Below are 13,800 nucleotides of genomic sequence, written 5' to 3'. Positions count from 1 at the left end.
ACAGGCCCGCAATGTCATTGAAATTCTTACGTTTGATCTGGCGCAAGGCAGTCGCCGCCGCCGTGGCGGTCAGCCTGCTGGCGCCAGCCATCGCTGTGGCGGCCGAGCCGCTGCCGGCCGCCGTGCGCATCGCCGTCGTGGCCCGCACGGCGCCGTCCGGCAAGACCGTGTTTGCCGGTTCCGCCGCCCAGGTGGCATCGACGGGCTGGCTGTCGGCCGAACTGGGCAAGCTGGGCGTGAAGCTGGAATGGGTGCCCGTCACCACCAATTCCGTGGCGACGCAGGTCAACGAAGCGTTTGCCAACCATTCGATCGACCTGGCCCAGTATGGCGACTTGCCGTCGATTATCGCCAATGCCTCGGGCTTGCAGACGCGGCTGATCTTGCCCGGCGGCAGCGCCAACAACACCTATCTGGTGGTGCCGAACGGTTCCACGGCCAAATCCATCCAGGACTTGAAGGGCAAGAAGATCGCCCTGCACCGGGGGCGGCCGTGGGAGTACCCGTTTGCCCGCCTGCTGGAAGCGAACGGCATGACCTTGCGCGACGTCAAGATACTCAACCTGAATCCGCAGGCGGGCGCGGCGGCCGTGGCGACGGGCGGCGCGGATGCCTTCTTTACCCTCAGCGACGCCTTCTTGCTGGAAGATAAAAAGGTCGGCAAGATCATCTGGTCGAGCAAGGCGCCGCCGCAGGATTGGAAGATGCGCGCCGAGCTGTGGGCCGACAGCGGCTTCCTGCAACGCTGGCCGCAGCTGGCCCAGCTGGTGGTGACGGCCTATGTGCGCGAACACCACCGGGCCGCCGGCGCGGGCGGCGAAGACGAATACGTACGCACGGAGGCGGCTGCGGGCCAGGTGGAAAGCGTGGTGCGGCGCGAACTGGCGGGCGACCACACGCCGTGGCAGGCGCGCTGGTCGCCCTTGTTTACGGCCAGCCTGCGCCAGCATTATGTGGGCGAGGCCGCATATGCGAAGAGCGCGGGCTTGATCGGGCGGCCCCTGCAAGTCGACAGCCTGTTTGCGCCCCAGTTCGTCAACACGGCGCTGGCGCAGCTGAAACTGCAAACGTACTGGGCGCCATGACTTCCATCGCCCGCGCCATCGCCTTGCCGCGCACCCCCGCGCCAGCGCGTGCAGCCTCAGTCTCCTTGCTGCAGCGCTTTATCCGTTCACCCTGGTCCGTGTGGGCGTCGCCGCTGGCCTTGCTGCTGCTGTGGACGGCCGCCACCACCTTCGAGTGGATGCCTGCGCATATTTTGATGTCGCCATGGCAAGTACTGCTGACGGCGCGCGACCTGGCCGAAAGCGGCGAACTGGGCCAGCACCTGGGCATCAGCCTGTTCCGCCTGCTGGCCGGCTTCGGCCTGGGCGCCAGCTGCGGCCTGGCCTTTGGCGTCGTGCTGGGGCTGTCTCCTGGCTTGCGCGCCTATGTCGACCCCACCTTCAATGTCTTGCGCCAGTTGCCGACCGTCGCCTTGATCCCCTTGTTCATCTTGCTGTTCGGCATAGGCGAGAGTTTTAAAGCGTTTATTGTTGCCAAGGCCAGTTTCTTCATCGTTGCGTTGGCCGTGCATGACGCCATCCGCAACCTGTCGCTGCGCTACTTTGAGGTAGCGCAAGTGTATTGCTTCTCGCGCTGGCAGCGCATCCGCCTGATCGTCCTGCCGGCCATCGTGCCGGCCGCGCTGACGGGCATGCGCATCGCCCTGTCGCGCTCGTGGATGGTGCTGGTGGGCGCGGAATTGCTGGCCGCGGACAGCGGCTTGGGCCAGATGATGGAAATGGGCCGGCAAATGTTCCGCCTCGACGTGGTGATGGTGGGCGTGGTGCTGACGGGCGTGATCGGCTTCGGCCTGGACCGGGCTTGCCACGCGCTGGAAGCACGGCTGATGCGCTGGAAGCGTAGTGGCGATGGTAAGGGAGGCGCCGCATGAAACAACGTTTGATCCAGATCATCAAAGGCGCGCTGTTGCCGCTGGCCTTGCTGGGCGCCTGGCAATGGGCGTCCGGCCAGGGCGCGGCGGCCGCGTATATCTTTGTCTCCCTGGGCGACCTGGCGCACAGCTTGCGCGACCTGGTGATCACGGGCGAGCTGTGGGTGCACCTGCGCGCCAGCCTGGGCCGTAGCCTGTCCGGCTTGTTGCTGGGCGGCAGCGCCGGCATCGTCACGGGCGCGCTGATGGCGCAGTCGCCGCTGGCGGACCGATTGATCGGCCCCCTGTTCCACAGCATCCGGCAAGTACCGTTGCTGGGCCTGATTCCCTTGCTGGGCTTGTGGGTGGGCAATGGCGACGGCGCCAAGCTGCTGGTGATCGCCATCGCCGCCTTCTATCCTACCGTGCTCAACACCTATGCGGGCATGCGCCAGGTGGAAGGGCGCTTGCGCGAAGTGGGGCAGGTGCTGACCCTGACGCGCTGGCAGACCTTGCGCCAGATCTTGTTGCCGGGCGCCATGCCGGCCATCGTCACGGGTGTCACGCATGCACTGGCGTTCGCCTGGCTCGCTTGCCTGGGCGGCGAGCTGCTGTTTTCAGCCGGTCCCGGCATGGGTTCATTGCTGCTCAATGGCGAAGTGTCGGGCCGCATGGATGTCGTCTTGCTGGCCGTGCTCGTGATCGCCTTGCTGGCGCAGGCGATGAACGTGGCGTTTGCGCGCCTCGCGCGCCTGCTGGTGAAGGGGCGCAGCAGTGAGTGAATCCCTGCCATTCCAACCGGACGCGGCCGTCAGCGCCCGCGAAGGGGAGTTACGCGCCTTCTTGCTGCGCTTTATCGGCCTGACCCTGCTGTCGGGCGTGACCATCGGCATGAACAAGGTGCTGGCCACCTTGCTGGGACTGCATTTGCACGTGAGCAACTTTCAGCTGGCCGCGATCAGCAGCGCGGAAACCCTGGCCATGGCGCTGGGCACCATTCCTGCCGGCTACATCTTGTCGCGCGGCAATCCGAAGCATTTGTACGCGGGCGTCAGCCTGAGCCTGGCGCTGGCCTTTTGCGTGCTGCCGTGGCTGCCCGGCTGGCAATGGGTGGCCTTGCTGATGTTTTTGGTGGGCTTGTGCATTTCCCTGCGCATCGTGGCCATGAGTACCGTGTTTCTCGTGCGCTTGCCGGAACTGGGGCAGGGCAAGGCGGGCTGGTACAAGGGGACGTTGATACTCGGCATGCAGTTCCTCGGGCCCCTGTGCGGCAATTACCTGATCGCGCAACTGGGGCTGAAGGCGGGATTTTTGATTTCGGCCCTGATGTTCGCCATCCTGGCCGTGCTGGGCTGGCAAGTGTTGCCTGACAATACGGCGCCGCGCAAGCAGGCCGGTCACCCCACGCTGCCGGGCGCGGCCAGCCTGCGCGAACTGCTGCGCCTGCCCATCGTGCGCGTGACTTATCTGTTTGAAATCCTCGCCAGCTTCACGGCGTCCAGCGTGGGCGTGTTTTCCATCTTGCTGGCCATCCGCGTGCTGCACTGGCCTGCCCACCACTCCGTCTGGCTGATGGCCGTGCAGGGACTCAGTTGCGTGCTGGTGCTGCTGTTACTGGGCCGTTTCGTGCTGGCCAGCCGCTATCGCGAGCAACTGTATGGCGGCGCCCACCTGGCCATCATGGCGGCCTTGCTGATCCTCGGCCTGTGGCCTTCCAGCATCGCCTACCTGGGTGCCTCCGTGCTGCTGGGGCTTGGCCTGGGCGTAAATAACCTCGTCAATACGGACAATATCGCCCGCGCCCCCGTCGACAAGGCCCGCGTTTCCGCCCATCTGACCCTGTTCGGCATGGTGGGCGGCACGGCCGGCGCGCTGGCGGCGGGCCGCCTAGCCGACTTGACGGGCTTGCGCAATGTGTTCCTGATCTGGCTATTTCCCTGGCTGGCCGCCTGGCTGGTTTTCCACGGCAGCCGCTGGCTGCGCCGCTCGCCGCCCGCCGCCATTCCTTCCCTCGCCCCCACCGCAGAGAGTGCGCCATGAATGATTTTGTTTCCCCATCGGCCTTGTCGCCGCAACAGCAGCACCTGAGCGGCGGCTTGCAAGTGCAGCACGTGAGCAAGTCGTTTTCCCTGAAAGGCGCGCCGCTGCCCGTGCTCGACGATATTTCGCTGACCATCGCGCCGGGCGAATTCGTCGCCATCGTGGGCGCCTCAGGTTGCGGTAAATCAACCCTGCTGCGCCTGCTGGCAGGCCTGGACACGGATTACACGGGCTTGCTGCTGCACGATGGCGTGCCCATCCGTGGCACGGATCTGCGTCGGGGCCTCGTGTTCCAGGATCACCGCCTGTTCCCCTGGCTGACGGTGCAGCAAAACGTGGCCGTGGCTTTCAGCAATACCAAGGTGCGGCTGGCCGAGCGCGACGCGCGCGTGGCGGCGGAAATCACGCGCGTGGGCCTCGATGGCTATGCGGATGCCTATCCGCATCAGTTGTCTGGAGGCATGTCACAGCGGGCGGCCATTGCCCGCGCCCTCGTGGGACGGCCCGACGTGCTGCTGCTGGACGAACCGTTGGGCGCGCTCGACGCGCTGACCCGCTTGCGCTTGCAGCAGGAGCTGCGCCGCCTGTGGCAGGACGAGGGCATCACCATGGTGATGGTCACGCATGACATCGATGAAGCCGTCTACCTGGCCGACCGCATCGTCGTGCTCGACGCGCGTCCCGGCAAGGTGCGCCGCGTGCAGGACGTGCCGCTGGCCCATCCGCGCCAGCGGGGTTCGGCCGGCTTTGTCGCCATCCGCGACGGCTTGCATGCGGATTTCAGCGACCTCGACGAATCGCACGCGCCCGTGGCGCGGGAAGAACACCCCAGCAGCTTGTGGGATGGCAATGAATGGGCGCGCAGGATGGCGCTGTAGTTTTTTTGATATCTATCAACCTGGAGATACAAGATGAGCAATAGCAACGCACTCGACACCCTGTGGTACACGCGCTGCCCCGTCCCCACGGGCCTGGGGATAGCTTTGCAGCAAGGCTGGCTGGAAGAAGCCTTGCGCGCCGACGGCACCGGCTTGCGCTCGCTGCGCGAATCGGACCAGGAAGCCGTGCGCGAATCGCATTTCGACCATACCCTGCAAAATTCCGTGCGTCACGGCGGCAATATCCCCGCCCTGTGGGCGCGCGCGGCGGGACGCGACACGCGCGTGATCGGCCTGTCGTGGTCGGACGAGACGCAGCTGATATTGACCTTGCCCGGCAGCGGCATCCAGACGGTGCGCGACTTGAAGGGCCGGCGTTTCGGCTTGCCCCTGTGGGCCAGGGCGCAGATTGACTTTGCGCGCGCGCAAGCCTTGCGGGGGCTGGAAAATGCGCTGAGCCTGGAAGGGCTGGCCGTGGCGGACGTGGAACTGGTCGATTATGTGGTCAACACAGGCCAGAGCGAGGCGCCGCCGGAAAAGGGCGCGGCGACGAATCTGTTCAGCGGCGCGCGGCGCGGCGGGCAAAGCCCTGAATTGCTGGGCCTCTTGCGGGGCGAGGTGGACGCCATCTTCCTGAAAGGCGCGTCGGCCGCCCAGCTGGCGCAGCAGTTCGGCTTGCATACGGTGATCGACACGGGCAGCCACCCGGAACCCTTGATCCGCGCCAACAACGGCACGCCGCGCACCCTGAGCGTGGATGCGCACTTGCTGGACAACCATTTTGCTTCCGCCGTCACCCTGGTCGACCAGGTGCTGCGGGCAGAAGCGTGGGCGCGCGGCCATGCGGACGAGACGCGCCGTTTCCTCGCGCGCGAATCGAATGCCAGCGAGCACTGGGTGCAGGTGGCCTACGGCAAGGATGCGCATCTGCGCCTGGACACGGACCTGGCGGAAACGTCGATCGCGGGCTTGCAGGATTTCAGCGATTTCCTGTTCCGTTGGAACTTTCTGCCCAGCAAGGTCGACGTGCGCGCGTGGATCGACCCCCGTCCTTTCGAAGCGGCGCTGGCGCACGCGCGCCGGGCGGCTTGAGCGGGAAGTACGTCAACAGTGGTCATGCTTGATGATGAGGAGAATGCGATGCGGCGACGCACGGTGATGGGCGGGCTGGCGCTGCTGCCCCTGGCGGGACAGGCAGTGTCGGCAGCGAAAGGGGCGGGGGCGCCGCCGGCGGCCCTGCGCATCGCCTCGACGGGCTTTGCGGAAAACGGCAAGGCGGAACTGGGCGGCATCGCTTACCGGGTGCAGCAGGAAGGCTGGCTGGCGCGCGAACTGAAGCAGCGGGGCGTGCGGCTGGAATGGCTGCCCGTCACGGGCGACACGGGCGCCACGATGAATGAAGCGTTCGCCAGCGGACGCATCGACATGGCCGCGTATGGCGACTTGCCGTCCGTCATACTCAACGCGGGCGGCGTGCGCACGCAGGTGATCGTGCCGGCGGGGAGGGGTACGGACCAGTTCCTGCTGGTGCCCACCGGTTCGCGCGCCACGTCGCTGGCCGAGCTGAAAGGCAAGCGCATCAGCGTGCACCGGGGCCGGCCGTGGGAACTGGGCTTGCGCCAGCTGATCGCCGACCAGCGCATGTCGCCCACGGATTTTCGGCTGATTAATATGGACCTCAAACCGGGCACGGCCGCGCTGGCCACGGGCGCCGTCGACGCCTTGTTCATGATCAATGGCTATCCGCTGGAAGACAAGGGCATCGGCCGCATCATCTGGTCCAGCAAGGGCTTACCCGAGCGTAAAATGCGCGCGGAACTGTGGGCGCGGCGCGACTTTACGCAAGCCCATCCCGACATCGCGGAACTGGTAGCCACGGCCTGGCTGCGGGCCCAGCATTGGGCGGCGCTCGACGGCAACCGCGAAGCCGTCATCAAGGATGGCACGCGCAACGGCACGCCCGACAGCGTGGTGCGCCGCAGTTACGACGATCCGGGCTTGCAGTGGAAGGAGCGCTGGTCGCCCCTGTACGACGACGCCGTGTACCGCCATTACCGCCGGGTGCTGGCGTTTGCGCAGGAACAAAAGCTGATCCGGCAACCGTTGACGGCGGAAGAATTGCTGGAACCGCGTTTCGTCGCGGCCGGCTTGAAAAAGCTGGGACTGGCCAATTACTGGGAGCCGGCCAAGGTGTAGCGTCAGCGCGGGACGCGGCTCAATGGGGCAGGCATACGCGTCCCGCCACGTTGATCACGTCGTCGCCCGCATGCGCGCGCAGTTGCAGCAACATCAGGGCCACGCCCAGCATCAGCGCGGCTGCGCAGAGTTTCTTGTGCATCGTCTTTTCCGTTTTTATGCTCGATGGAGCTTGGTTGCCATATTTACAGCCATATTATTGCCGAAATTCACCGTGCGGGCTGAGCTTGTGCCAGGCGTGCTTTACAATTATGCATCTTGCGCATCCGCGCCATCTGAATGCTATGCATAGTATGTGAAGGGAATGACAAGCCTGTGACTTCCAAGCCGATCAAGATCGCCGCCACCGTTGTCGTGGCACTCGCCGCTGGGGCCGGCATTTATACGTACACCCGTCCCGCCGCCACCGCCGCGCCGGGCGCTCCCGCCGCGGGCAATCCGGCCGTCGCTCCCCAATCGACCGTCGAAACGGCCGCCGTGGCCGCCCAATTCCGCGACTTGCTGGGCAATTTCCGCAAGATTATCGTGCTGCTGGCCGACGAGCAAAGTCTGCCCGAAGGCGCGCGCGACGAAGCCCGCAAAGTGGGGCAGGCGCTGTTCCATGAAAACCAGGAGCGCATCGCCAGGCTCGATGCGGCGCTCGACCAACTGACGGCGCCCACCAATCCGGGCCGCTTCGAGGCGCTCGACAGTTTATTGACCTATATCGAATCCGATCCCGGCCTGTACGACGCGGACCGCCTGGCGTTCCGCGAACTGCTGCAAAGCATGCTGGCCGACGTGGCCAAGGATTCGTCCTTGCCGGCGATCAAGCTGCACAAGCGCATTTCCGAAGACCTCGACGCGCTGGGCGAGATCGAGCGCAACTACGAGAAGGAAATCCGGCAAATCTTCGGCAACCTGGGCCAGCGCGCCATCGAACTCAAGCGTGAACGGTGGGACGATTACGTGGCGCAGCTGAAGAAACTCTACAGCCGCGAACAGATTCTCAAGGAAAACGGCATCGTCGTGCCCTATGCAACACCGCCGGCTGGCTCCGTACCCGAAGCCAAGCCCGCATCCAAGAAGGACGAAGCGGAAATCTTCGGCCTCGGCTTGCCGAAGAAAACCATCGTGCTGACCTTTGACGACGGCCCGCACCGCCGCTACACGGAAGAAATCAGCGCCATCCTGAAACAGTATGGCGTGCCGGCCGTGTTCTTCAACGTGGGCCGCAACCTGGGCAGTCTGGACGCGGAAGGCCATGCCAAGCTGGGCGCGGGCGCGGAAGTGAGCCGCAAGCTGATGAAAGAAGGCTATGCCGTGGGCAACCACAGTTTCAGCCACGCACAATTGTCGAAACAGACGGGCGACAAGCTGAAAGGCGAAATCCTCGGCACCGATACGCTGTTGAAGGCCATCAGCCCCGAGCGGGCCGCGCTGTTCCGCTTTCCGTATGGCGCGCGCAACAGCGAAGGCATGGCCGCGCTGGCCGATGCGCACTTGAAATCCGTGATGTGGAATATCGATTCGCTGGACTGGGCCGACCCCGTGCCCAGCTCGATCACCAATCGCGTGCTGGCGTCCGTCGACAAGGCGGGACGGGGTATCGTCCTGTTCCACGACATCCATGAACGTACGGTGAAAGCCTTGCCGGCCGTGCTCGACAAGCTGATCGCCGAAGGCTATCAATTCGCGGGTTGGGATGGCACGAGCTTCCAGGTCGCGAAAAGCACGGCCCCGGCGCCGGAAAAGGTGCCCGTCACCACCGGTTACGCCAATTCCTGGGCCGTGGTGATCGGCATCGACGATTATGCGAAATGGCCGAAATTGCAATATGCGGTGCGCGACGCGCAAGGCATCCGCGAGACGCTGATCGAGAAATTCGCGTTCGCGCCCGAGCGCGTCGTGACCCTGAAAAATGGCGAAGCGACGCGCAACAATATCCTGGCCGCCTTCCACGACAAGCTGGCGCATGGCGGCGTGCAAAAGAATGACCGCATCTTCGTCTTCTTCGCCGGCCACGGCGCCACGCGCAAGCTCAGTTCCGGACGCGACCTCGGCTACATCGTGCCCGTCGATTCCGACCCGGCGCAGTTCGCCACGGATGCGATTCCGATGACGGAAATCCAGAATATCGCGGAATCGCTGACGGCCAAGCACGCGTTCTTCGTCATGGATGCCTGCTACAGCGGCCTGGGCCTGACGCGCGGCGCCGGTTCCAGTTCCTTCCTGCGCGACAACGCCAAGCGCATCGGCCGGCAAATGCTGACGGCGGGCGGCGGCGACCAGCTGGTGGCCGACGGCGGACCGAACGGCCACTCCGTGTTCACGTGGACCCTGCTGCAAGGCTTGGCGGGCAAGGGCGACCTGAATGGCGACGGCCTCATCACGGCGACGGAACTGGCGGCCTATGTGGCGCCGGCCGTGTCCAGCGTCTCGAACCAGACGCCCGCATTCGGCAGCCTGCCTGGCTCGGAAGGGGGCGATTTCGTCTTTGAATTGCCGGGCGAGACGGAATTCCTCAGCCCGAACACGACACAGCTGTCGACGGAAGCCATCGCCCTGAATAGCAAGCTCGACGCCAAACCGGCAGCGGCCAGCGTGACGGTGAAGGATTTGCAGGGCGGCGAACAGAAGATCGTCACGCCGGGCGCCGTGCCGTCGTCCACGCGCCAGCTGGCGCAACGGGCCAACGACCGGGGCTTGCAGCTGTACAAGGAGAAACAGTATGCGGCGGCGGAAGCGCAATTTACGGAAGCGCTGAAATTGCGCCCCGACTTTGCGCTGGCGGCGAACAACCTGGGCTTTGTCTTCTACAAGCAGGAAAAATACCGCGAAGCGGCCCGCTGGTTTGAAAACACGGTCAAGATGGACCCGTCGCGCGCCATTGCCTACCTGAACCTGGGCGACGCGTATGCCAAGGCCGGCGATGCGGCCAAGGCGAAAGCGGCCTATAAAACCTATCTGGAACTGGCGCCGACGGCTTCGACGGCGCCGGCCGTGCGGCAAAAGATGGAGAAGCTGTAAGCGTGTCCGACAGCGTGCCCATCGTCCACGTATTTGCCTGCAACGGGCGCTTTCCCAGCTGGGAAGCGCTGCAGGCTTATCTGGCGCCCACGTACACGGAAGACGGCGATGCCGTGCCGTCGCCATTCTTTCTGGAAACGGGCCTCACGTCCTATGAGCCGGCCTGTTTCGAGAGCGCCATGCTGGCGTCGGCCGCGCCGCTGGCGCAGCTGCTCGATGGCGCGTCGTATGGCGACAGCTGGCTGGCGCAGGCATGCGCGGACGCGCAGTGCGTGCTGGCCGATGCCAGCGTGTGCGTGTTTGCGCCGAATCAACTGGCGCACCCGCAGCGCAGTTCGCTGCATTACGTGGGCAGTTACCGTTACTGCGTGGAAGATTGAGCGCCATCCCCCCGTTCCTCATGCAATAGCTTGTTGACGCTGGCCAGCAGGCTGGTGCCCGAGGTGGTGATGAAGCGTGCGCCGGCCGCCTCCGCTTCCGTGCCGTAGCTGGCGATCGTATTTTTGCTGCAATACACGATGATGGGCAGTCCGGGCTGGGCTTGCTGCACTTCGCGCACCGTGCGTATGCCCGCATCCTTGATGCGCCGGCGGTTTTCCACCCGCGCCATGTCCGTGATGAGCAGCGCATAGGGCTTTTGTTGCAGCATGGCCAGCGCCTGCCGCGTCGAAACCGCCTGGTCCACCTTGATGTTTTCCCGTTCCAGCTGTTCCACCAGCAAGGTATTGTTGCGCGGATGGTCGTCCAGCCACAGCACCAGGCTGGCGGGTTTTTTCTCCGCCGGCATGCCGGCCAGGGCCGTGACGGCCGCGCCCTCGCACGGCGGATGGGCCAGCAACAGCTGCGTCACGGCTTCCTGCATGTCCTCCAGCGATTTTTGCTGCAAACGGCTCAGTTCCGCCACTTCGATTTCCTTGCCGCTTTGCAGGCGCACGGATTCGTTCTTGACCATGCTGTCGGCGCGCTTGATCATGATCGACAGGTAAATACGCGTGAGCAGGTAGCCGATCAGAAAACCATGCACGGAAAAGAACAGCATGATGCCACCCACGACGGCCATGGCTGTGGGCGTGTCCGTGTCCAGGCTTGGTGCGATGAAGGCGGCCATGTTGCGCGCGCTGCCGGGCAGGCTTTTGAGCTCGATCAAGCCCACGCCGACGATGATTTTCGTCAGCCAGTCCGACACTTCCACCAGATTCGAATTGATTTCCATGGGCGTGGGCGTGCCCAGGAACAGGGTATTGCTGGCGTTGCCCGTCGCCGCATCGGCCCCGGCGGCCGGCGGCTCGTCCGTGGCGCGGTCCTTGCCATTGCTGCGCTCGTCGTGCGGCGCCATGTTGACGGTGCCCGAGGGCAGGGTGCGCGGTATGCCGAACAGGAATCCCAGCAGCATGCCGCTGACGCAAAAGCCCAGGCTCCACAGCAGGGCAGGCACGGCATGGTAGTAGGGCGGCAACAGGGCGCCCGCCAGCACGGCCAGCAGCCCCGCCAGCAGGATGAACAGCAGGATATACGGCAGCACGTCGCGTTTGCGCACGTCGGAAGGGGGACTGCCTGCCTTGCCGGTGCTGTCGTTCAGGTTCACGCTCGCTCCTTGAAAAGGCTGAATCCAGGCGCCCATCCGCCGCGTATATAGCCAGCAGGAGCCCGTACTGACATCATAAAAAGGGGAGACGCGATGCTATTGAGAAAACGCAAACTGGTGGCAGCTTGTGCACTGGCATTGTTGGGCATGGGGCGCCAAGTGGCGGCGCAAGTTCCGGCCGACGGGGCCACAGGGGCCGAAGAGTCGCGCACCGTGCGCGTGACGGGCCACTATGACAACGCCGTCGGCACGTCGGACGCGGCCAGCCAGGGCGTCATCACGAATGAACTGATCGTCAACCGGCCCGCCTTGCGCACGGGCGAGTTGCTGGAATTCGTGCCGGGACTGATCGTCACCCAGCACAGCGGCGACGGCAAGGCCAACCAATATTTCCTGCGCGGCTTTAACCTCGACCATGGCACGGATTTTGCCACCTACGTCGACGGCATGCCTGTCAACATGCGCACGCATGCGCATGGGCAAGGCTATTCCGACCTCAATTTCCTCATTCCCGAACTGGTGCAGCGCATCGATTACAAGAAGGGGCCGTATTTCGCCGGCGAAGGCGATTTTTCCTCGGCAGGCAGCGCCCGCATCCGCCTGGCCGACAAATTGCCGCAAGGCCAGGCCAGCGTATCCGTCGGCCAGCACGGCTATGTGCGCGGCGTCGTCGCCGATTCGGCCGCTGCCGGGCCTGGCACCTTGCTGTACGGCCTGGAAGTGAACCGCAACAACGGTCCCTGGGACGTGCCGGAAAACGTGCGTAAATATAGCGGCGTGCTGCGCTACAGCCAGGGTACGCCGGATGACGGCTTCAGCGTGACGGGCATGGCGTACAAGAACAGCTGGAACGCCACGGACCAGGTGCCGCTGCGCGCCGTGGCGTCGGGCCAGATCGGCCGTTTCGGCTCGCTGGCGCCCAGCGACGGCGGCGACACGTCGCGCTACAGCCTGTCGTACGCCATGCGCAAGCGCACGGAGAAGCGGTTGTTCGAACTGGATGCCTACCTGATCCGCTCGCAATTGGAGCTGAACAGCGATTTCACCTATTTCCTCGCCAATCCGGCCGCCGGCGACCAGTTCCAGCAAAGCGAGCGGCGCACGGTGGCGGGCGTGAACGCGGCCGAAAGCTGGAGTACGGAGCTGGCGGGACTGCCCATGCGCAACAAGGTTGGCGTGCAGGCCCGCTACGACCGCTTGTCGCCCGTGGGCCTGTACAACACGGTGGATCGGGTACGGCAGAGTACGGTGCGCGAAGACAGCGTGCGCGAAGCCAGCATCGGCCTGTACGGCGAAAACACCGTGCAATGGCTGCCGTGGCTGCGTTCTGTGGCGGGCTTGCGCTACGACGCCTACCGTTTCAATGTGGCCAGCAGCATAGCTGGCAACAGCGGCGCGGCGAACGACCACGTGGTGTCGCCCAAGCTGTCCCTGATTCTTGGTCCGTGGAGCAAGACGGAATTCTTCGTGAACTACGGCAAGGGTTTCCATAGCAACGATGCACGGGGCACGACGCAGACGCGCCTGCCTGACGGGCAAGCTGCCACGCCCGTGACGCCCCTGGTGCCGACGAAAGGCGTGGAACTGGGGGCGCGCACGGAATGGCTGCCGGGACTGCAAAGTTCGCTGGCCCTGTGGCGCCTCGACATCGCGTCGGAATTGCTGTTCGTCGGCGACGCGGGCGAGACGGAAGCGAGCCGCGCCAGCCATCGCCACGGCATCGAATGGAACAACCATTACATCGCCGCGCCCTGGCTGCTGTTCGACCTGGACCTGGCCGCTTCGCGCTCGCGCTATACGCAAGACGATCCGGCGGGCAACCACATCCCCGGCGCCATCGACAAGGTGGCTTCGTTCGGCGTGACGGTGACGGACCAGGGCCCGTGGTCGGGCGCTTTTCAATTGCGCTATTTTGGCCCCCGTCCCTTGATCGAGGACAATAGCGTGCGCTCCGCGTCGACTACACTGGCGTATGCGCGCCTGGCGTATCAGCTCAACCGTAAGACGCGGTTGTCGCTCGACGTGTTCAACCTGTTTGACAAGCGCGCCAGCGATATCGATTATTACTATGCGTCGCGCCTGCCTGGCGAGGCGGCGGACGGGGTGAACGACCGGCATTTTCATCCGGTCGAACCCCGTTCCGTACGCCTGACCTTGTCATATGCGTTCTGATAACG

The 13,800-nt window shown here is 64.7% G+C and carries 12 protein-coding genes; 10 read left to right on the top strand and 2 right to left on the bottom strand.

Annotated elements, in window-relative coordinates; genetic code table 11:
* Positions 1 to 11: 11 nt before the first annotated feature.
* From VPH40_RS04085 to VPH40_RS04055, 7 genes are read left to right on the top strand one after another with little or no spacing between them, the layout of a single operon-like run.
* Complete coding sequence (locus VPH40_RS04085) at positions 12 to 1,085, top strand: ABC transporter substrate-binding protein (protein ID WP_328572748.1); 1,074 nt, start codon at positions 12 to 14, stop codon at positions 1,083 to 1,085.
* Complete coding sequence (locus VPH40_RS04080) at positions 1,082 to 1,936, top strand: ABC transporter permease (RefSeq protein WP_328572747.1); 855 nt, start codon at positions 1,082 to 1,084, stop codon at positions 1,934 to 1,936. Before VPH40_RS04085 ends, VPH40_RS04080 begins: the two co-directional genes overlap by 4 nt.
* Complete coding sequence (locus VPH40_RS04075; protein WP_328572746.1) at positions 1,933 to 2,697, top strand: ABC transporter permease; 765 nt, start codon at positions 1,933 to 1,935, stop codon at positions 2,695 to 2,697. The genes VPH40_RS04080 and VPH40_RS04075 overlap by 4 nt, the downstream gene beginning before the upstream one ends.
* The gene (locus tag VPH40_RS04070) at positions 2,690 to 3,955 is read left to right on the top strand and encodes an MFS transporter (protein WP_328572745.1); all 1,266 of its coding nucleotides are present in this window, start codon (positions 2,690 to 2,692) and stop codon (positions 3,953 to 3,955) included. Before VPH40_RS04075 ends, VPH40_RS04070 begins: the two co-directional genes overlap by 8 nt.
* Complete coding sequence (locus VPH40_RS04065) at positions 3,952 to 4,833, top strand: ABC transporter ATP-binding protein (RefSeq protein WP_328572744.1); 882 nt, start codon at positions 3,952 to 3,954, stop codon at positions 4,831 to 4,833. The genes VPH40_RS04070 and VPH40_RS04065 overlap by 4 nt, the downstream gene beginning before the upstream one ends.
* Before the next feature lie 33 nt (positions 4,834 to 4,866).
* Positions 4,867 to 5,925, top strand: a complete 1,059-nt coding sequence (locus VPH40_RS04060) for an ABC transporter substrate-binding protein (RefSeq protein ID WP_328572743.1) — start codon at positions 4,867 to 4,869, stop codon at positions 5,923 to 5,925.
* Positions 5,926 to 5,973: 48 nt separating this feature from the next.
* A complete protein-coding gene (locus tag VPH40_RS04055) occupies positions 5,974 to 7,029 on the top strand; it encodes an ABC transporter substrate-binding protein (RefSeq protein WP_289914576.1) in 1,056 nt (351 codons plus the stop codon).
* Between the two features lie 19 nt (positions 7,030 to 7,048).
* On the opposite strand, the gene VPH40_RS04050 is transcribed toward VPH40_RS04055, so the two are convergent.
* Complete coding sequence (locus tag VPH40_RS04050; protein WP_255206395.1) at positions 7,049 to 7,171, bottom strand: hypothetical protein; 123 nt, start codon at positions 7,169 to 7,171, stop codon at positions 7,049 to 7,051.
* A 173-nt stretch (positions 7,172 to 7,344) separates the two neighbouring features.
* On the opposite strand from VPH40_RS04050, the gene VPH40_RS04045 reads away from it, so the two are divergent.
* Both VPH40_RS04045 and VPH40_RS04040 read left to right on the top strand, forming a co-directional pair.
* Positions 7,345 to 10,038: a polysaccharide deacetylase family protein gene (locus VPH40_RS04045; RefSeq protein WP_328572742.1), complete on the top strand. Its 2,694-nt coding sequence runs from the start codon at positions 7,345 to 7,347 to the stop codon at positions 10,036 to 10,038.
* 2 nt (positions 10,039 to 10,040) lie between these two features.
* Positions 10,041 to 10,418: an immunity 22 family protein gene (locus tag VPH40_RS04040; RefSeq protein ID WP_328572741.1), complete on the top strand. Its 378-nt coding sequence runs from the start codon at positions 10,041 to 10,043 to the stop codon at positions 10,416 to 10,418.
* Here VPH40_RS04040 and VPH40_RS04035 read toward each other — a convergent pair.
* Positions 10,400 to 11,623 carry a response regulator gene (locus VPH40_RS04035; RefSeq protein WP_328572740.1) on the bottom strand — a complete coding sequence of 408 codons (1,224 nt, stop codon included), beginning with the start codon at positions 11,621 to 11,623 and terminating at the stop codon, positions 10,400 to 10,402. The genes VPH40_RS04040 and VPH40_RS04035 overlap by 19 nt on opposite strands.
* Positions 11,624 to 11,716: 93 nt before the next feature.
* Here VPH40_RS04035 and VPH40_RS04030 point away from each other — a divergent pair, with 93 nt between their 5' ends.
* On the top strand, positions 11,717 to 13,795 hold the full coding sequence (locus VPH40_RS04030) for a TonB-dependent receptor (protein WP_328572739.1): 2,079 nt from the start codon (positions 11,717 to 11,719) through the stop codon (positions 13,793 to 13,795).
* Positions 13,796 to 13,800: the final 5 nt, after the last annotated feature.

It is taken from the genome of Janthinobacterium sp. P210005, from assembly GCF_036231865.1.
In the GTDB taxonomy this organism is placed as follows: Bacteria; Pseudomonadota; Gammaproteobacteria; order Burkholderiales; family Burkholderiaceae_D; genus Janthinobacterium; species Janthinobacterium kumbetense.
This window is presented reverse-complemented; position numbering and strand designations above follow the sequence as displayed.